Raw genomic sequence first — 18,380 nt, 5'->3', positions numbered from 1 at the left:
CGATGAGCGCGCATTACGGGGAGACGGAGTTAAACAATCATCCGAGCGCCTTCGGCGGGGCGTTGACACTCGCCGACGGTCCGCTTGACCTGAGCTGGCATCATTGCAGTACGACCTCGGCATTCCTCGGTGAATTCTATGCGTTGAGGAGCGCCGCGTACGATCTCGACTACAACGAAGCCCGTCACTGCATCGGCTATCTCCTGAACGAACTGCTCGAGAACGCTGTAAAGTTCAGATCTTCCGGCGATATCTTGATCGAAGCGTCTCTCGAATCCGGCCGCTTCGAAGTCAAGGTCTCTAACGTGATCGACGAACGAACGGCCGAACGTTTCAGAGCGCTGCTCGAGGAGATTACGAAGCGCGATCCCGGGGAGCTTCTCATCGAGCGTATCGAAGCCAACGCGGAGGACTCGTCCTTCAACGGATCGGGACTTGGTCTGCTGACCCTGATGAGCGACTATGGTGCGAAACTGGGTTGGACATTCCTTCAATCTGCGGCAGGTGAGCCGATCCGACTCAACACCTATGCCGCGCTGAACCTCGCCTGACCGGGCATTCTCTGGAGCCGATTGAAAACATGGAAATCAAGACGAGCGAGTATAGGGTGTGGGCGGAGGACGCGACGATTCACTACGAGGGAACGATGCGCCTTTCGGGGACAGATGCCTATGCACCGATTCTGGACATCATGCAGGGCGTACTCGAATCGGAACCTCCGGTAATCGTGCTCGACCTCACGGAACTCGAGTTCCTCAACAGCTCGGGCATCAATCTCCTGGCCAAATTCACCATCGAGGTCCGAAAGCGGCAGGAGGTCGGGCTTGCGGTGAGGGGCTCCACGAAAATTCCATGGCAAGCCAAATCGCTGCCGAACCTGAAAAAGCTGTATCCGGCGGTCGACCTGGTCATTGCGTAAGCGCAAGCCGGCGGACAATCGCTGCCGCGTCCGGCCTGTATTTCGCTTGCCCGAGCCCCGAGGCCAGGAGGTCGGCCAGTTCCGGATCTTTCCGCCGAATGGTCGACAAATCGAATTGCACGTCCGCGCGGGCACGCGCCGCGAGCATCTCTTCGGCCGTACCTTCAATCTCCGGCGCGCCCGTCATCAACCACGCGCCGATGGCGCAGAGCGACCAGATGTCCGACGGTGGCCCTGCCGCTCCACCTGCGACCTGCTCCGGAGCCATCCAGGCGGGTGATCCTGTCAGCTCGACACCTGACAGCGGGTCGTCGGAAACGAGTGCTGCAATGCCGAAATCGATGAGTACGATCTGCTCTGCCCTGAACATTACATGTGCCGGCTTCAGATCACCGTGCACGACGCCACGCGCGTGTATATAGCCAAGTACGGCGGCGATATCGCGCAGAAGCGGCCGCACCAATTCCGGATCGCTTTTGTATCGGGCGGCTTTCACCCGCTCCACCAGGCTGTCCTCCAGCCACTCGAATGCAATCCAGCCGTCGCCATGACCGAGGCAGCGCGCGAGCGAAGGATGGTACAGCGTGGATGCGATCAACACCTCGCGACGAAAGCGCCTTTCACCGATCGCATCATCTCGCGCCCGTGCCTCATCGAGCATCTTGACGACGGCGGGACGACCATCACGTCCCACGGCGGCGAACACGCTGACAGCACCGTTCTTGCGCAGCAGGCGCAAGTTGGTGAAGGGTAGCGTCCTGGCTCGCCCGCCGGCCACGTTCAGATCGCGCCCACACGGCGCCAGATCGGTACCGCGGCCGAGACTACTGCCTCCATGTTCTCGCGGATTATCTTGAGGTTTTCGGCCGGATCCTCCACGATTTTCCCTTCATTGGTTATCTTGTCACCACGCGCCTTCAGCATCTCCCATGTAGCCTCGGTCAGGGAGGCCGGATCCACCTCCGTGCCGCCGGCAATCGCTTCATAGGCCAGCATTTCGAACAGCCTCACCGTTATGGCCGAGCCGATCCCGAGGGCGGCGAGCGCGGAGATTGCGCGCGCCTCGTCCGCGCATGCTTTCAGATGCGCAACGTTGTACCGGCGAACTGTCCCGATTGCGGACGCGTCGACCTCGTTCGGCAGGGTCAAGGCCTGCCGCGAGCCGACCAGCATGCCCAGCACCTCCCGCGGTGAAACCGTAGAGCGATCGGCCTGCGCAAGATCCATCAACTCGCCCACGGTCCGCGGTACGTCCGCCAGTGCCTCCAGTGCCGGTGCGTAGAAGCTCTCGTTCAAGGTTGCCTCGCCGAGCGGAATCTTTATGTCCCGCGTGACGGCCGACTGCGGCACGACCAGAGCAAGACGCGTTTGCCGTATGCGCTCATCGAGCCTGCGTTCGGGAATTCTACGTGCGCCGCGTACGAAGACGTCGCGATGGAAGGGCCGGATCATCAAAAAGTCTTTTGCCGTTTCGGCAAAAGCGGCTGGCGTACTTGCAAGCAGTTCCCGCTGCTGAGCAGTGAGACACAGATCGGGATAATTCTCCAGGAGGGTGGCTGAACCGATATAGCTCAGCTTCGCTTCGCCGAGGTCTCGCGCAACGTCAACCTGGTAGCAAGGCGCCCAATGAGCGTTGAGGTATTCGTGCGACAGGTATGACAGCTTTCCCCCGTCACGCTCCTTGTCCAGGCGTTCCAGGAGATCGGCGGGAACGTAAGTGCTGCCAGCTTCGGCATAGGTTCGAACACTGTCGAGTGCACGGACGACGGTCCGGTCACTGCGATCGTGGGCAGCCTGGGCGAACATCCGGAGCAATCGCTGCACCGGCATGGCCGAAGTCCAGCCCGGAAGCGCGTTGTAGGTGATATAGACAAGCCCACCCGGCTTCAGGTGCCGGTCTATGAACCGCACGATGTGGGTGCGATTGGCCGGACTGACCCAGGACCACACTCCGTGCAGCGCGATGTAGTCAAACAGGCCGTACTCGTTCCGGTCTGATCGGGCCAGATCTTCGAACGAAGCCTCCACCAAGTTGATATTGGCGAGTCCTCCCTTCCGCGCCAGGTTCTTGCCGCGGGCGATATGCGCCGGGTTGAAATCAAAGCCCCAGACATCGCTACGCGGGTTGGCGGCGGCGATGGCCAGTGCGGTCTCGCCGACGCCGCAGCCGAGCTCGCAGTATCGGAATGGTTCGCCAGCGGACACGGGCGGTTCGATCGCCTGTAAAAGACAGGCGGTATCGAGGTGGCCCGGCGTCTGCTCCATATAGAAGCCAGGCAGGTATTCGATGTCGGAAACATAGCCGTCCGTCCAATCCGTCATGAGATTTCCTTTGGTCATCGCAAATGGGAAGGTGGTCGAAACTCCGCGGTGACCGACGCGGTGCGGCGAGCGGACGATGCAAGCCACGTGTTCCAGCCGAGGCGATTGGCTTCCGCGCGGTTCTCGTCGGCATCGAGGCGCAACTCGGGTACCTCGTCGGGGTGCAGTTCGAGCCGGATGCGGAAAGACTTGTCCGCGCCGAGCGCCACCGCCGCCAACTCCGTCAGCAGACGGGCCCGGGCTCCGTCCGGCAACAGGGAGCGGAAATCCGCATGGCGAAGCGGGCCGACGCAAAGAAGAACGGAGGATTGTATATCGAATGTGTGTCCGCCGATCACGGCATCCTGTCCCAGTCGTGCGAAAGCGCCCTCCGGAGCGGCACGATCCGGCAGGCGGGTGCGGTCGGTGGGGGCGATCGGCAACCATTGACCGAGAAACTGGCCGATCCGTACCGGGTGACCGATGGCGCCGGAAAGAGAGCGTTGCACGGCCAGGACAGAACGACCTTGCCGTGACAGATGACCACCGTAGAAGACAAGCGTGTCGTCCGGTGTTTGCATCCGGTTGGCGATGGCGGACAGGCCGAAGCCGACAAGAGACTTGAGCGCGGTGTCGATGGTCTGTGGTTTGCCGAGCCGTTCCGCGCGCTCGCTCTCGATGACGATCCGGTACTTCGCCCAGGCATCGTAGAGCAGTCCCGCCAACCGGTTGTTGAACACGTCGAGAAAGTCACGCAATGCCGGATTGCGCTCGCGAACACTGACCTGAACCAGTTCGCTCACAGCGTGCGGTAGAACGCCCGAGGGACCCGTCAGCCCTACAAGGGTCTGGGTCACTTCGACGGGACCGCCGCGTCGCGGGCGCCGGACGGCGGTGACCTCGGCCGCCGCGAAGCCGAGCGGGACGGAAGAGCGAAGGGAGAGCGCCGCATTGCGGGGCTCCACCCCCGATCCTACGGGATCGGGCGGGGGTTCGCCCGCTTGCCTGTTCTCTTCCGCCGCGATCGCCTCCAGCAGCCGGACGATCTGAAAGAAGTCGAAATCCTGCGGCTGTTCGAAGAGGCGTGACTTCAAAGAAGCACTTGATCGCCGGCGCGTGCTGGCCATGTTTTCAGAACCTCGCTTCGACCCTTCACCGTCGCGGTCAGCCGGGAGAAGGAGTTTACGCTCGCGTAGAGACCGAGGAAGCGCTCGAGGACGCTCGCCATCAGAAACACGCCGTTGCCGGAAAAATTGCTCTCGTCGAAGGTCACCGTGACATCCACGCCCCGACAGAAAGCACTTTGGTTGCCGCTGCGCACCCGCGCCGTACCGGTCCGTGACGAGACGCCGATGATGCCTTCGATAAGGGCGCGGGTTTCAGCCGAGTCACGGAAATCGTAGAGCATGAGAATTTCGCGCAAAACATCCACGCCGCCGTCAGAAACCAGAGAGAGGTGATTGAGCGATAGATGAGAGATCAGCCGCCATCGACCGCCCTGTCCATAAAGTGGGCGTACCGTCGGCGTCGGTGCGGTGAGCATCCGTATCGCCTTGACGAGCGGTGCGGGCTCGACCATGCGCATCTGCGGATGACCACCCCCGAAAGGCAGGTGCTCGGGACGGTTCCGATTGAGGCAAAGGGTCTCGATCACCAGCACTTCATCGACCGGTTCACCGGGGTTGAAGTCAAGGTCGACAATGGAAAGGAAAACCTCGCTTCCGGGATTGTCGGGCTCATCCTCGGTACGGGTCGACAGCCACCAGGCCGGCTTCCGATCCTTCTGTGCTGCGTTATCGTCCCTCCCGCTGTGGTGCAGACCGTAGAACGGGTACAGCGGCCGGCTGTTTCCGTCCGCCTCGGCGGCGTCGACGCGCTCGATGCTGTAGACCTCGAGCGCGCGTGAGCGGCGGCTGTCGGGGATAACGCGGTATTCTGCCGTATGCCGGTCGAGCATGATCGGCTCGGCGGTTTGCGGAAACAGATTGACGATGGGCGTGCAGCCGAGTGCGAACGCATCGGCTGTCACGGAACGCTCCAGGTTCGGCGACGGACGTTTGAGATAGATGAAAACATCCAGGGTCCGACCCTTGGAGGCAAGGAGTTCCGCATCCGGGAAGGCCAAATCCACGAACAGGAACTTCTCCGGGAAAGCGAAATACTCCGTCAGAATGCGAAAACCCAGATGAGAGGCATTGGTGTAGGGCAGTAGCCCTTCCTCTTCACCGAAGCCGGCCGGGGAAATTGCCGACGCATCGAGCACGATCGGAGCGGGATCGCGCGCGCCCTCGGCGAAAGCCACCGCCACAGCATCGTTCAGCATCAGCTCGTATAACGGATAAACCAATTGCGGCTGGCCGCGCAGGAAAAAGCGTAGGCTGCGCGGAGCTCCATCGGCGAAATCGGTGTCCGGGTTCGTCATCTCCAAAGTCAGACGCAGGCAGGAGGCGGCGTTCTGGGCGCGCGGGGTCTCCGGCGCCATGATCGGCCGGCCGCTCAGCGAGGCCAGGCGGACGGAGATGGGGTGAAGCCTCACCTCGGACGTGGTGCTGAAGCGGCAGCGTTCGCCTTCGACTTCCTCGGTGTCGACCAGACTGCCCGGCGCTATCACGTGCTCTCCCGCCATGTCCGGGGCGGGCTCGAACTGCAGGATGGACATCGACGGTATCGGCTTCTCGAAATGCGGGTAGAGAATGCCGAGAAGGGCATTCGTCAGTTCGGGAAAGTCATCATCGAGCTTCTGGCGCACCCTCGCGGTAAGGTAGGCGAATGCCTCGATCAGCCGACCGACATGAGGATCCTCTATGGCATCTTCGGACAGGCGCAGCCGCGCCGCTATGCGCGGATTTTCCGCAGCGAATGCCGCTGCAGCCCGCCTGATGTTGAGCAATTCGCGATTGTAGTGGACGAGCAGTTCATCCGACATTGGCTGGACGCCCCCCCTTGAGACGTTGCTGGTCGGCCAGCGCCATCACCCGACGTCGGGAAAGTGGCCGAGTTTGCGAATGTAAGTCAACCGACGCGATCAGCGAACCGCAAGATCACAATTCCGGACATTGGAAATTGGAAAGGATCTCGTGTGAAAGCGGGCTTCCGGTGGGCGGCGCCGTCACCTCTAGCAGAACCTCCCTACCGCCGATCGTGAATTGGTAAGGAATGGTGTCGGTCGCCTCCGCGTCGAGCATTCGGCCGGCGTCGAACAATCTGAAGAGCGCCCAGGAGCCCTGGCGGCGCAGCACACTGCTCTTGCCGTCGATCTCCGGAGACAACGACAGGATCGCATCCGCCGTAGAGCGCTCCGGCGGCCATTCGAGGGGTGTCGCCTCCGGCGGCCCATGCGCATAGACAAGGGTCGGCCCGCCGATATCCAGTTGAAAGGCGCGCGCGCGTGCGTCGAGCCGGATCGGCTCAATGGTGAAGCGTACCGCAGGCTGATCGGAATCGCCGAAATAAGCGGATGTGATATCGGCGGCCAACTCGAACCGGGAGAGCACTTCCTCGTCGAGCCCGAGACCGAACTGCTGGCCGGTGCGCCAGCGCCAGGGTTTGGTGGTGCTGTCGATATACGGTTTCAGATAGTCGTTACGAAAGGCCGCAATTGCACCGGACGGCCCGAACAGACTGGCGAAGTCCTCAAGCGACGCGTCGCGTCCGCTTTCCGGGTCGAATGGATAACGTGCTTCCGTCGTGGACCGGCACAGCGGCAGCACCGTCGTCGACCAGATGTTCGACAACCGCTGCCTAGACAGACCGCCGGTCATGGCAGCGGAGTGGCTCACGATACGCCGGAAAAGCGGCTGCAGGCTTTCGGGAAGCGCGTCCACCTGCTCGTTCAACTGACCGAACAGCGTTTGCGGCTCGACCCCAAGCTCCAGCACGTCACCGCCGGTGGCGACATGGTTGATTTGTCGGTAGAGCGGCTCCAGGGCGGCAATCATGGCGTCGACCTGCGCCTGCTGATCGTCCGCTCCGATCACGGCCTGGCGGAAGGCGCGAAAATGTTCGGTAACGGCCCCCGCGACATCGACAACTCTGCGCGGTGCAAACGATGTCGTATCCAACGCTCGCCCTGCCGCGCCCGAAAAAGCCGAGAGCGGCGACCCATCGTCTGCGGATAGATTCGTTTCCTTCGCGGCAGCCGCCGTCAGTTCCTTCACCGGAGACGGTTGTCCGACGACAAGCGCCAAGGCGCGCGCCATCTCACCGGCGCTCGCAGTATCGATCATGTCGAGATCGGACAGAAGACGGTCCCATCGCGTGATGTAGTCGGCTCGGTAAAGATCGAGCACGCCGTCTTGAATGCGTCTGGTTTCGCGCTCTGACGAGGTATCGGACCCGCCCATCACCCAGAGATCCTCTGCGGTCGCTTCGGCCGCCTTTCCCGACGCCTCCAGCATCACGTCGCTGAATCCCTCTTTCGTGTAGATTCCGGGGATACCGTCCCAAAAACTCGCGCCACTGACCCGGCTCAGAGCCTGCGGTCCGGCCAGTCCCATATGGTCGACCGGCCGCCAGACCGGCAGTTGTCGCACCTCTTCATACGAGAGTGCCGTATCGTAAGCCAGCCGAGCCAAGGTGTAGTCGGAGATCAGGCTTCTGGCCCGGTCGACGAGCGCAAGGTCCGGTGCCGGCGTATCAAGGTCTACGGATGCGAGACTGGCGAAGTGCCCCGACACGCGCTGATCGATCTCCGCGCCGCGTTCGTAGAGGAGCCATTTAGCCGCAAAATCGGGCGCGAGTCGAATAGCCGTGGCGGGCGCAACCGGCCGCTCGCCGGCGAGCATCAGATAGAATTTCAATTGCTGGAAGCGCAATGCCCCCGGGGTCCTGGGGTCGCCGAGGCCATCGGCCAGGTAGCGCCAGACGAATGGAAAGGCCATGTTCGCCAGGGCCCTTTCGTAAGCGGCCTGCGCCGCCTCATGCACGTTTCCAGTCGGATAGAGACCCAGCGCGGAACGGCGCGGCGCCTCCTGCGAAAGGCGCCTGAGGTGATCCAGAACCTCCAGGACCGGCCCGAAGCTCGATGGCATCTCACCGTCGGGAGCCGCCTCGGCAATGCCGGCGCGTGCGGCTGCCGTATACTCATCGAGGCGGGCCGTATAGGCTCGGCCCTCGCTGAAGGCAAGCCACCAGAAAGCAAGGAGTGTGACCGCAGCCACGGTGAGCAAGACGTTGGCTGCCACGCCGCGTGCCTGGTTCATGAACCGGGCGGGCCGTGTCAATCCGCTCAGGTGACTTTCGGGAGCAATCACGTCACCCACCAGCCCCCGCATGAAGAAGGTGCGTGTTTTGGCAAGGGCAGAGTCGGGTCGCGGCGTCAGACCTGCCGGACGATGCCCGAAGTCGCTCGCCAAAGCTTCTGCGGTCACGTCCGCAAAAGCACCGGACTGGGTCGCACTCGCAAAGAAAAGACCACGCACCATTGGCGCTTCGCCAAACCTATGTGTGGCGACGGCGTGTTCGACAAGTGGTTGGAGCCGCGATTTGAGCAAGGCGAACTGGCTCGGAAACTCGAATATGCGGCGGCGGCGCAGCTCGTCCGGCTCTTCCTGGAGCCGCATCATCAGCCGTTCCGAAAGCCGCTCGGTGACCTTTGCGAAGCCGTCGCCGAACATGTCCGCCTGTGCTCCTGCTTCAGCGCGCAACGGTGGGGTTAGCGGAAAACCGAGGACGGCCGAACGCTCCTCGGCGCCGAGTGTTTCGAAGAATTCCTCGAATCCAAGGAGAAGGTCGAGCTTGGTGACGACCAGGTAGACGGGCGCGCGGGTGCGAAGCCGCGCCGAAACCTCGTCGACACGGCGGCGCACGATCGTGGCGAAGTCGATGGCGCTTTCCTGCGACATCCCCAAAAGTTGCTCGACGCTGGCGACCACCAGGATCCCGTTGAGGGGCTGCTGCGGCCGCAGGTGCCGCAGATGATCGAGCATGCGTGACCACAGGATGGTGAACCGGCGTTCCGACTGGCTGAAAAGGTCGCCGGAAAACTCGACCAGGACGGCCTCGTCGGAAATGTGGAAGCTGCCGGCCGCCGCAGCCTCGTCGGTGTCTTCCCGGAACGGCAGCGTCGAAGCCGCACCGCGCGCGAGCGCGGACTTTCCCGAATTCTGCTCGCCGAGCACGAGGTACCATGGCAAAGCGTAGCTCGCATTCGCGAACAGGCCTCCCCGCCCCTTGCGCATATATCGCAGTGCCTCGCGGGAAGCGCTGCGAAAGTCTTGAAAGGCAGCTTCGCGTTTGGCCGCCTCGCGGTCTGCCGCAGCGTCTTCTTCTTCTTTCTGCTTACGCAGCGCCGCGAGCAGCGCCTGTTCCTCGCTCGAGCGTTTGGCCCGCATGAACAGACCGCCGATACCCCAGGCGAGTGCGATCAGCAAAAGAAGAACGAGGCGAACCGCTACCGAAGCGAACGGCCGCACCTCACCATAGCCGACCAGCGGTCCCAGGAACCAGACCGCCAGGGCCAGCAGAACGGCGAGGATCGTTAGAAGAACCCCGCGGCGCAGCATGCTGCGCCCGATCCGCCGAAGGAGCGTCCGCCCGCTCACGACAGGCTTTCCCTGTACGCGATCCTGCGCCGGGCGGCGTCCACATAAGCCGGATCGATAGTCAGGCCGCCGGCCTCACGCAAAGCCGACAACCCTTCCGACAGGAGCAAGTGCCGGTCCTTTTCGGCGACGACAGCCGCACTCTCTTCCAGCCAATACTGCAAGGCCTCCGATTCGGGATCGTCGGCGCTTTCCGCCACGGCGACCAGGCGCCGCAGCGTGGCAAGGTCTTCGTCGGGATCGACAAGCTGTGTCTCGATGAGCGCGGAGAGGTGCGGCAAGAGGGCATTGCGGCGAAGGTTATGCCGCGCCGTCTCCAGTGCCGCGGAATACTCTCCACGGCCCGACAGGCCGAATGCATAGTCCGGCGGAGCAGGTTCCGCGTCGATTTGTGCGACAATCGCATCGAGACGGCGCAGATGCGCCAATACGGCCGGAATATTCTCGATCGTGGACGGATTCGGCAGCGCCGCGACATCCGTGTTCGAATCGGCAAGTCGGGCGGCAAACCGCGTTTCCTCGTCAAATGTGCGGAAGACGAAGTAGCCGGCCCCCAAGGTGGCCAGAACGATCGCGCCGACCGCCGCCCATTGCAGCCACAGTCCGCGATCACGCCGGCGCTCCCGCGACGCCAGGCCGGCCTCCGGAAGAATCGCCTTCTGCAGCATTCCGCCGATGAAATAGCCATGCTCCTCCTCGTCGAGCCCGAGGTCGGGCGGCAAGGTGCCGGTTCGCGGCATGGCGAAGCGTTGCGAAAGGTCCGGCAGGAGAGCGTCGATCGAAAGCGGCTCCTGGCGGGCGCTCGTCAGGAAGATTCCCCGCAGAAGAGCTCCGTTCCAGGCTTGCGTGCGATCCGGAGACAAGGCCCCCAGAATCGGTTGGATTGCATTCTGGAGTGCGGCGACCTGCGCCGAAAAGCCATGAATGCGACCGCACCTTACCGGATCGGCCTCGCGCGAGAGCCATTCTACGTGGCGCACGCGCATCACCGAGACGATACGCTGAAAACCCCGTGCGATCTCGCGGTTGCGTTCGTCCGGCGTTTGGGGAGCGGCAGGGTCGCCGAGAGGAAGGTCGAACCCCCACGGCTCGCTTCGTTCCTGCGGCTCCTGCCTGTCGAAGAACTCGCGGAACCCCGGCACCAGGTCGACTTTGGACAGGAGCATGTAGACGGGCGCGACGACGCCGGTCACCGTTTCGGCCTCGCGCAGTTCATTGGCAATCGCATGGGCGATCGTCCGATGCTCCTCCTGGTCGGCAAGGGTCATGTCGGCCGGGCTAATGACAAGCAGGATCCCGTTCAGGGGAAGTTTCGGACGCACGCTGCGTATCAATTCGAACACATCGCGCGCGCCCGCACCGGTCGCCGCTTCCACGAAGATGGCGTCACTGCCGACCCACCACGTGCCGTTGCCGATCGTCATCGGCATACCGAGTTCGGCATCGGAACGTTCGAGGAGACTGCTCTTGCCTACGCCGGGGGGACCGGCGACGAGGTAGAGCGGCAGCGAATATCTTCCCTTGCGGCCCGTCAAGCCGCGATTGGCAAGAAACGCGAGCGCCGCGCGGCGCTGCTCGCGAAGTCCCGGCACGTCGTTAGCGCGGCTTTGCCGCCAGAAAAAGCGTCCGAAAAGAACCGGCAGTACTGCCCATAGCACGACAGGTGCAATCATGGCGGCAAAATGCAGGTTCGGATCCTCGATCCCCGAACGGTGCCAGACCAGCCAGCTTGCTCCCGCGGCCAGCACGATACCGGTGGCCCAGAACCCGAGCACCCAGGCTCTCATGGCACGTCTTCCGCGGGAATCTGAAACTCCACGCGGCGGTTGCGCGCACGGCCTTCCGCCGTCCCATTGCTGGCGATCGGATCGTTCTCGCCGCGGCCCTCGGACCGCACACGCGAGGGCGTGTCGATATAGCGCCGCAGCATTTCCGCCGCCGACTCCGCCCGTGCCTGCGAAATCGCCATATTGTCACCCAGCGGGCTTCCGGCACCGACGGGCACGTTGTCCGTGTGCCCGATCACCAGTATGGGGCCGCGTTCGGAATCGAGCGCTTCGGCGATCCGCTCCACCAGCGGCTCCTCCTCCGGGGAAAGCTCCCGGCCGCCCGAGGGGAACGCCGCGTCCAGCATGCGCAGCAATACGTTGTCACCGGCGTCCACCACCTCGAGGCGCCCGGCGGCGATATCTGCGGCAAGGAACTCAGAGAGACGCTCGAGCTGCGTCTGACGCACCGGCGGAACGGGATCGGGAATCTGCGGTACGCCGGCGCGTTCGACAACGATCGGGATAGTTGGGGCGAGTGCACGGATGCGCTCCGCCGCCTGTTCGACACCGCCGCGCAGACTGATGCTGGAGAAAGCCCAGAGCCCAAGGAGCAGTATCAAAAGGATCAGCGCGGCCAGCCACGGGCCGGTCATTGCGCGCGGCGGCTTGTACGGCGCGGCCTCCGTCTGCCAGGCGCCCGAGAGGGAGCGCTCATAGGGGCCGCGCACGCGGCGAATGGTGCGGTAAAGCTCATGCCGCAAACGGGTGAGATGGCTTTGACCGCCTTCCATGACCCGGTACTTGCCCACGAAGCCGATGGCCATGCAGATCGCCATCAGTTCCAGCGCATCGATATTCTGTTCGGGCTGCCGCAACAGTTGCGACAGCAAGTCATAGAACCGTTCACCGCCCCAGGTTTCGTTGTAAAGCGCGCCGACGAGGCTGCTGCTGGCCCAGCCGCTCGCGCCCCCCCAACGCGTATTGAGGATGATGTCGTCGATCGCCGCGCAAATGGCGTAGCGGGAAACGCGCACGAGCCTGCTCGGGATATCCCTCGCCATGGCCGCAGATTCGAAATGCTTGATTTCTTCGATCACCCGCCTGCGGAACTCGGCGATGTCATCCGGCGGTGCGCTTTCGTTGAGGCGCCCGGCCAACCACAGCAGGGGCGAAGCCGCACTGACGAGCGGATTGACCGCGGCGAGTTCGAAGGCCTTGTCGATACTGCGGTCGCCGCCGCGGCGCAGCGATTCGCCCAACCCCTCGTCCGGTCCGAAATCGCTGACGGCATTGTCTTCCGTGCGCATCCGGCGGCCGTCGAAAAAATCGTCGTCGAAGCCGAACCCTGCCGTCTGCGACGATGCGGCATCCGGGAAGGCCGCATTGGAACCACGGCCGGCATCCGCTTCGCCGAAATCCATCGCCCGGCGCGTTCCATCGCCTGGCAATGGGCGCCGGATCGTATCGTCCGCATCCAGGAATCGGGCAAAAGGATCGTTCAGCGTACCGCTCCCCTAATCCTTGACCGCCCAGAGATCGAGTTCCAGGGCAGGAAATTCCCCTGCGACATGGATCGCAAGGCCCTTGCCGGACGCAACATGCTTCCAGAGTGCACTGGTGCGGTCGAGTTCAAAATATGCCTTTCCGGTGTGATGGGGAACTTCCCGCGGAGCCACCGGCAAGGCACGTGGCATGATGCCGGGCAGCGCCGCGTTGACGAGTTCACGGATCTGTTCGGCGGGCCCGATCTTGATTTGGCCGACGAGACGCCGAAGCAGCGTTTCGGCCGGCATGTTCGCCTTGGCAGCCAGTACAAAAGTGTACTTGCCGTATATCGACCTGTCGGCGACTTCCGCCACCCGGATCCCGTAGCGGTGTTCCGTCAGCGGGATCGCAATGGCACCACGCTCCAGGACGGCGCTCAGCGCCTGGCGTAAAGCGGCGATCACCGGCGCAAACGTGGGTTGCAGCCGCTCATGGTCGTAAACGGGAAACGACCGCGGACGATGGGTGCCGCTGGTGAAGGTCGAAAGTTCGCCCGCCAAGGCGACGGCACTCTTGAAGATCGTCTCGGGATGAATGCAGGATGCCGAGGCGAGATGGGCGAACACCGGCTGCCAGCGGTTGATGGTCTGCAGCATCATCGTATCGGTCAGCTCTGCCGCCGTTCCCGCGCTGGATCCGGCAAGTCGCGAGGCGATCGCCTCGCCGCGATGATTGAGCAGCCCGACGATCTCGCTGACCATTCCCGAAAGAACCTGCGAGACGGAAAAATCCAGGGTCGGCGGTACATAGGTGTCGTCAAGGACGACGGCATTGTCGGACCGCACCTCAATGATGCGGGCCAGGCCGATCCCCACCATGCCGCTGCGTTCACTGGTTTCCAGAGCGTAGCGCAGCCGCATCTTGCCGACGTTGATGGGCACCGTGGCAATGTCGCCGCTGGTGGCATCCGCAACGTTGATCTCCGCTATGGAGTAGCGCGTCAGCGTCTCGGCCTCGGGCTCGGCGGCCTCGCGACCCCCAGGCTGTCGGATGGGAAGCGTGAGATAGACGATGGCGTTGCGTGTGGTCTCGCCAAGCTGCAGCGGCGGCAGCTGGTCGGCATCGTCAGGGATAGAGAAAGGCGTTCCATCCTCGAAAACGCCAGAGGCACGCTCGACACCGAAGCGACCGATCGACAGGAGTTCACGGTTCAGCTTGAGTTCGGTAAGTCCCCAGCCATAGGGTCGGAGGGCCTTGGTCCTGTCCCGAGCGAAGCGTTCGAAGTAACGTCCGTCCTGCTGGAAGTGCTGGGCACGGATGAACATTCCCTCCGACCAGATCACCTTGTCATCAAAGGCCATGGAGCGTTCCTTCACCGTTTCGACGGCCTGCCAGCATCTTCCGCCTCGTCGATCGTCCTCGCCTCAAAACCATCCTCAGTCCTGCGCCCCCAGTTCGACGGAGAGAGACTTCAAGTCGGCCTTCAGCTTGAATCTCTTTTCTCCCTGCATCGGCACCATCGCGCGCCACTTGGCGTTCTCGAACTGGCGGAAGCCCGCCACCACGGCGACGATGACCGTCCCTTCAATAAGGTTGGCCTTGATCCGCTCAATCCCTCCCGGATCGAGATACATCTCGGTCTTTCCCAGCATTGTCGGCCCAAGTGTCTGCTCATCCTGCTCCCAAAGTTGACGGAAGCTTGCATTCGCAAACGCGGTCTCCCCGTTGAGCTGGTACAGCCTGAGCACGATCGGAGACGGCTCACCAGCCGGCGACGGGTTGACCAACGGCGAAGCAACCGCGATGAAATCAATACTGGCCTTTGCAGGCGCAGGCTCGATTTCAATCTCGGTCGGCGGCGGCTTGCGCTTAAAGACGCCGCACCCGGTAAGGCCAAGCACCAAGACAAACACACACCACGTCCGGGCTATACCGGGCATGCACCCACCCCACCGATCGCTGGAGAATCCCAGCACCTCCTATACGCACTAATTTCCGTGCGGACTACTTTCGCGAAGGAGTGCAAGAAGTCGATCATTGAACTTTTGCCGTTCGTCTTCCGAGAGGATGAGGGCTGCCGACTCGACAGCCCGGGCAAAAGTGTTCAGATCAGAATTGCCCCCCATCCGCAGCAAACTCGCCACGGCACCGTTGTGCGACCTTACAGAATCCTCACCTGTATGGGAATTGCGCGCCGCCCCTTTCCCCTCCCGCGGCGGGATATCCACGGGTTTCGTCATCGAGCCTTGTGCCGTGCCGACATCCGGCTGCCACCAGTCATCCAGGACCGGTGCGGCAGATTCAGCCGGCGCGGGCTCGGGATTGCCGGATCCGGGCTGCGAAGGTCCGGCAATCACATCGTCGTCGCCACCGAACGGGCCGTCAAGGACCTCCCCGCCGGTTGCACCATTGCCGGCGCCGGCCGTATCGGTTCCGTTCGCAGGAAAGGACGGGGCGTCGTCGATCGCCGCGATCACGACTGCATCGCCCAGTTTGATCACATCCCCGCTCGCGAGCGTCCGCGGCTGGCCGAAGCCCACGGCCTCGTCATTGATCCTGACGCCGTTGGTGGACGTGTCCGTCAGGACGAAGCCGTTGAAATCCTTTTCTATCCGGCAGTGTGCCTTGGAAAGAATTCTTTCCGGATCGGGTATGGACCAGTCGGCATCCGCCGAACGTCCCACCACGATGCCGCCACTTTCGACCGTTTTCTCCCGCTCGGCTCCAAGGAGACGCTCGGGCCCCTTCAGAACAAGTCGCAGCTTCATTCGCCCCTCCTAATGACTTGACCCGTCCTCCGCGCGGGGTCAGCCAGTATTCTGGTTCATTCCCCGCCGCGCCGCCAGAAGATGCGCAGTGTAGTGCATGCAAGACCGGTTATGAAGGCGTACATGCCAAGGCACCTCGACCGGCGTTCCTATGCGCCGCAGCGAGCCGGCCGCCATCGCACCGTCGGCAAGCAGCATTTCGAGGATCGCCTCAGCACTTCCCTCATGCGGCGCACGCTGGGAATGGCCGCCGAGCCATTCCTCCATGGGCGTGACGTGACCCGTCCAGTCGAACGGGAGCGACAGCAGCGTCTCGCCGGCCAGCTTCAGTATCCGGTCGATCTCGACCAGCGCTTGGCGTGGACGGGTCACGCAGTCGAGGACGTTCATGGCCGTGACCAGCCCGAAAGTTTCCGGTGGAAAGGGCAGCGCCAGGGCGTCGCATATCCACACGTCCACGAGCCGCGGGTCGGCAGCGGAAACCGCAAAGCGACGGCGGTCGTAAACAACGCCTCCGCGCCGGCGCGGATAATCCACCTCGCCGCCAACGAGCGCCCTTCGCGCAGCGCGCGCCAGGGGAATGGAGAGATCGATACCGAGCACCATGCGCCCGGTTCGCGATGCCAATTCGGCCACCGGCCTGCCCGGCCCGCAACCAAGGTCAAGAACCGGGCCGTCGGGAAGATCGACAGACAGCAGATCGAGCCCGCGCTCCAGCGCCCGCACGATGCTGCCCGGCGAGGCGGCACCGGGAGCCGGCTCCTTCTCCGCCGGATCCTTGTCGCCCCAATGATCCCACACATAGGAGGAAACATGCTGGCGAATGGACTGCAGCCCGCTGGCGGCACCCGCTGCATCGCCGAGGAGGCTTTCGACGGCTGGCGTGAGATCGGTCCTGGCGAGCAGGTAGAAAAGGTTTTCCTCGACGAAACGGCGTACGTCCGGAACCAATATCGGCATCCCGTCGACCACCGGAAACTCCGCACCGCAGGTCGGGCAGCCGATGATGCCGCTTTCGATTTCGTCCCGCTGCTGTGCCTCGGCGATCGTGACGGAAAGACACGTATCCGCGCCGCCGCGGCTTCGGCAAACCGGGCAAACAGGGCGCAGTGTCTCGAAGTGGCCGATACGCATTCAGCCGCCGATCAGCACCGTCGGACATCCCGGCGGCAGGATCTTTCCGACGGGGCTGGGGATGGGCGCGACACAGGAAGGATGCGAGGTCATGTCGTTCACCCGCGCCGCCGGCAGTCCGCCGATGAAAAGCGTCGAAGACCCTTTGGCGATGATCCCCGGCCCCGCGGGCACACATGCGGGAAGCACGCAAGGAGAGGAGGTATCACCCACACGCGCTGCCGGCATCCCGCCGATCATCACGGTCGGACACGCCTTGACGATAGGAAGGGGAAGCGCGGGATGCGGCTGAGTCTTCGGTTCCGGCAGAGCGGGATGGATCGGCGCGTGGCAATGCGGAGCGTCCTGCTTGATCAGGTCCGTCAATCGGGCCGCGTTCATTCAAATATCCCCCACCCTTGCCAATCAGCTCAAGTTCTTCCTGAGCGTCAGTACATTCCATCCATTGCGCCGTTGATACTCTACCTTGTCAAGCAATCTCCTCACAAAGTGCATCCCAAGACCGCCGATCTGGCGTTGCTCGATGTCCGAGGACAGGTCCGGCTCGGGTACGCCAAGTGGATCGAAAGGTTCGCCATCATCGCGTATTTCCAAAAGCAGTCGACCCGCCTCGACCGTCATCGAGACGAGAATCTCGTGGTTCAAACCGTCCCGGTAGCCGTAATTGACTTGGTTGGTCAGGATTTCATCGAGGGCGACCTCCAACTCGGCAACGTCCTCCTCCGCCAAGTTTTGCCGCGCAAAGAAGCGGCGCGCCGCCGTGAGGAACGTCGGGATTTCGGCGCGATCGTTGCGAACGGAGAAGGTGGCGCTGTCCCGCCCGCGAACGCACGCCTTGAAGAGAACCGCACCGATCGCCCCGGCGCCGCTACGCTTCAGCGCGGGATCGACGACTGCTTGCAGACCTTCGACGGGTGCCCGGTCCTGCAGATCGGAAGGTTTGCCCCCGGCTGAAAGCCAGACGATGGCACCCGGGGTCATCCGCCGCTGCCCGGCGGCCAGTTCCGCGTTGCCGACCGTGACGGAACCGTTACCCGAACCGGCCGACGAAAGCATGCCGCTGGCAACGTCGAGACACGCGATCGCGACGTCGTGCCTCTCGCGTCCGGAAAAGCCCGGCAATTGATCGAGGACCGCTGCGGGTTCTTCGAGCTTGAGCAGCAGGGCCCGTAGCAGGTGGCGCATCGACGCCAGGGCCAGCGCGCCATCAAGCCCTCGCCCGTCGAGGCGCAACGCCGCGACCGCCAGAAGCCGCTCGTCCAGCCACATGTGGTCGAAGAGGCTGGCCCCTTCTCCGTCAAGCGCGACGGCGAAGGCCAACTCGACGTCCCGGCGCTCCGGAAAGCGAGACGGGACGAGAGACTGCCGTACCATGGCCTCGAGCTCGGCGCGTCGTGGTGGGGCTTTTGTCATTGCCTCAAAATCCCAGCCTTCTTAACATCAATCTGGCAAGTGGGCCCAG

Annotated in this window: 15 protein-coding genes; 2 read left to right on the top strand and 13 right to left on the bottom strand. The window is 63.2% G+C overall.

Going from position 1 to position 18,380, the window contains the following annotated elements; genetic code table 11:
• Positions 1-2: 2 nt before the first annotated feature.
• The gene (locus tag ACFP9U_RS00440; protein ID WP_378618202.1) at positions 3-551 is read left to right on the top strand and encodes a slr1658 superfamily regulator; all 549 of its coding nucleotides are present in this window, start codon (positions 3-5) and stop codon (positions 549-551) included.
• Between the two features lie 29 nt (positions 552-580).
• Positions 581-919: a slr1659 superfamily regulator gene (locus tag ACFP9U_RS00435; RefSeq protein WP_378618201.1), complete on the top strand. Its 339-nt coding sequence runs from the start codon at positions 581-583 to the stop codon at positions 917-919.
• On the opposite strand, the gene ACFP9U_RS00430 is transcribed toward ACFP9U_RS00435, so the two are convergent.
• The 13 genes from ACFP9U_RS00430 to ACFP9U_RS00370 form a co-directional block, all read right to left on the bottom strand.
• A complete protein-coding gene (locus ACFP9U_RS00430) occupies positions 909-1,697 on the bottom strand; it encodes a serine/threonine-protein kinase (RefSeq protein WP_378618199.1) in 789 nt (262 codons plus the stop codon). The genes ACFP9U_RS00435 and ACFP9U_RS00430 overlap by 11 nt on opposite strands.
• A 2-nt stretch (positions 1,698-1,699) precedes the next feature.
• Positions 1,700-3,241, bottom strand: a complete 1,542-nt coding sequence (locus ACFP9U_RS00425) for a methyltransferase regulatory domain-containing protein (RefSeq protein ID WP_378618198.1) — start codon at positions 3,239-3,241, stop codon at positions 1,700-1,702.
• A gap of 14 nt (positions 3,242-3,255) precedes the next feature.
• The gene (gene tssG, locus ACFP9U_RS00420; protein ID WP_378618196.1) at positions 3,256-4,314 is read right to left on the bottom strand and encodes a type VI secretion system baseplate subunit TssG; all 1,059 of its coding nucleotides are present in this window, start codon (positions 4,312-4,314) and stop codon (positions 3,256-3,258) included.
• Positions 4,311-6,146 carry a type VI secretion system baseplate subunit TssF gene (tssF, locus tag ACFP9U_RS00415; RefSeq protein WP_378618195.1) on the bottom strand — a complete coding sequence of 612 codons (1,836 nt, stop codon included), beginning with the start codon at positions 6,144-6,146 and terminating at the stop codon, positions 4,311-4,313. The genes tssG and tssF overlap by 4 nt, the downstream gene beginning before the upstream one ends.
• Before the next feature lie 115 nt (positions 6,147-6,261).
• A complete protein-coding gene (gene tssM / locus ACFP9U_RS00410; protein WP_378618193.1) occupies positions 6,262-9,762 on the bottom strand; it encodes a type VI secretion system membrane subunit TssM in 3,501 nt (1,166 codons plus the stop codon).
• Positions 9,759-11,549, bottom strand: coding sequence for a type VI secretion protein IcmF/TssM N-terminal domain-containing protein (locus ACFP9U_RS00405; RefSeq protein WP_378618191.1), 1,791 nt, complete (start codon positions 11,547-11,549; stop codon positions 9,759-9,761). The genes tssM and ACFP9U_RS00405 overlap by 4 nt, the downstream gene beginning before the upstream one ends.
• Positions 11,546-12,952, bottom strand: a complete 1,407-nt coding sequence (gene icmH / locus ACFP9U_RS00400) for a type IVB secretion system protein IcmH/DotU (protein ID WP_378618190.1) — start codon at positions 12,950-12,952, stop codon at positions 11,546-11,548. The genes ACFP9U_RS00405 and icmH overlap by 4 nt, the downstream gene beginning before the upstream one ends.
• 93 nt (positions 12,953-13,045) lie before the next feature.
• Positions 13,046-14,377 carry a type VI secretion system baseplate subunit TssK gene (gene tssK, locus ACFP9U_RS00395; protein WP_378618188.1) on the bottom strand — a complete coding sequence of 444 codons (1,332 nt, stop codon included), beginning with the start codon at positions 14,375-14,377 and terminating at the stop codon, positions 13,046-13,048.
• Positions 14,378-14,452: 75 nt separating this feature from the next.
• Positions 14,453-14,929: a type VI secretion system lipoprotein TssJ gene (gene tssJ / locus ACFP9U_RS00390; RefSeq protein ID WP_378618187.1), complete on the bottom strand. Its 477-nt coding sequence runs from the start codon at positions 14,927-14,929 to the stop codon at positions 14,453-14,455.
• 75 nt (positions 14,930-15,004) lie between these two features.
• Positions 15,005-15,700, bottom strand: coding sequence for an FHA domain-containing protein (locus ACFP9U_RS00385; protein ID WP_378618185.1), 696 nt, complete (start codon positions 15,698-15,700; stop codon positions 15,005-15,007).
• 123 nt (positions 15,701-15,823) lie between these two features.
• Positions 15,824-16,918 carry a methyltransferase domain-containing protein gene (locus tag ACFP9U_RS00380; RefSeq protein WP_378618184.1) on the bottom strand — a complete coding sequence of 365 codons (1,095 nt, stop codon included), beginning with the start codon at positions 16,916-16,918 and terminating at the stop codon, positions 15,824-15,826.
• A complete protein-coding gene (locus tag ACFP9U_RS00375; RefSeq protein ID WP_378618182.1) occupies positions 16,919-17,299 on the bottom strand; it encodes a PAAR domain-containing protein in 381 nt (126 codons plus the stop codon). It abuts the gene before it with no gap.
• 24 nt (positions 17,300-17,323) lie between these two features.
• Positions 17,324-18,238 (bottom strand): ATP-binding protein, encoded by a 915-nt coding sequence (locus ACFP9U_RS00370; RefSeq protein ID WP_378618181.1) that lies wholly within the window; start codon positions 18,236-18,238, stop codon positions 17,324-17,326.
• Positions 18,239-18,380 lie beyond the last annotated feature (142 nt).

Origin of the sequence: Nitratireductor sp. GCM10026969, from assembly GCF_042660605.1 — a bacterium.
In the GTDB taxonomy this organism is placed as follows: domain Bacteria; phylum Pseudomonadota; class Alphaproteobacteria; order Rhizobiales; family Rhizobiaceae; genus Chelativorans.
Note: the sequence above shows the minus strand (reverse complement) of the source record. Positions and strands in the feature narration are given on the sequence as shown.

Excerpts from the sequence above, each read along its gene's own strand:
- ACFP9U_RS00440 (WP_378618202.1), top strand. The coding sequence starts at position 3 with ATGAGCGCGCATTACGGGGAGACGGAGTTAAACAATCATCCGAGCGCC.
- ACFP9U_RS00435 (WP_378618201.1), top strand. The coding sequence starts at position 581 with ATGGAAATCAAGACGAGCGAGTATAGGGTGTGGGCGGAGGACGCGACG.
- ACFP9U_RS00425 (WP_378618198.1), bottom strand. The coding sequence starts at position 3,241 with ATGACGGATTGGACGGACGGCTATGTTTCCGACATCGAATACCTGCCT.
- tssF (WP_378618195.1), bottom strand. The coding sequence starts at position 6,146 with ATGTCGGATGAACTGCTCGTCCACTACAATCGCGAATTGCTCAACATC.
- ACFP9U_RS00405 (WP_378618191.1), bottom strand. The coding sequence starts at position 11,549 with ATGAGAGCCTGGGTGCTCGGGTTCTGGGCCACCGGTATCGTGCTGGCC.
- icmH (WP_378618190.1), bottom strand. The coding sequence starts at position 12,952 with ATGGATTTCGGCGAAGCGGATGCCGGCCGTGGTTCCAATGCGGCCTTC.
- tssK (WP_378618188.1), bottom strand. The coding sequence starts at position 14,377 with ATGGCCTTTGATGACAAGGTGATCTGGTCGGAGGGAATGTTCATCCGT.
- ACFP9U_RS00380 (WP_378618184.1), bottom strand. The coding sequence starts at position 16,918 with ATGCGTATCGGCCACTTCGAGACACTGCGCCCTGTTTGCCCGGTTTGC.
- ACFP9U_RS00375 (WP_378618182.1), bottom strand. The coding sequence starts at position 17,299 with ATGAACGCGGCCCGATTGACGGACCTGATCAAGCAGGACGCTCCGCAT.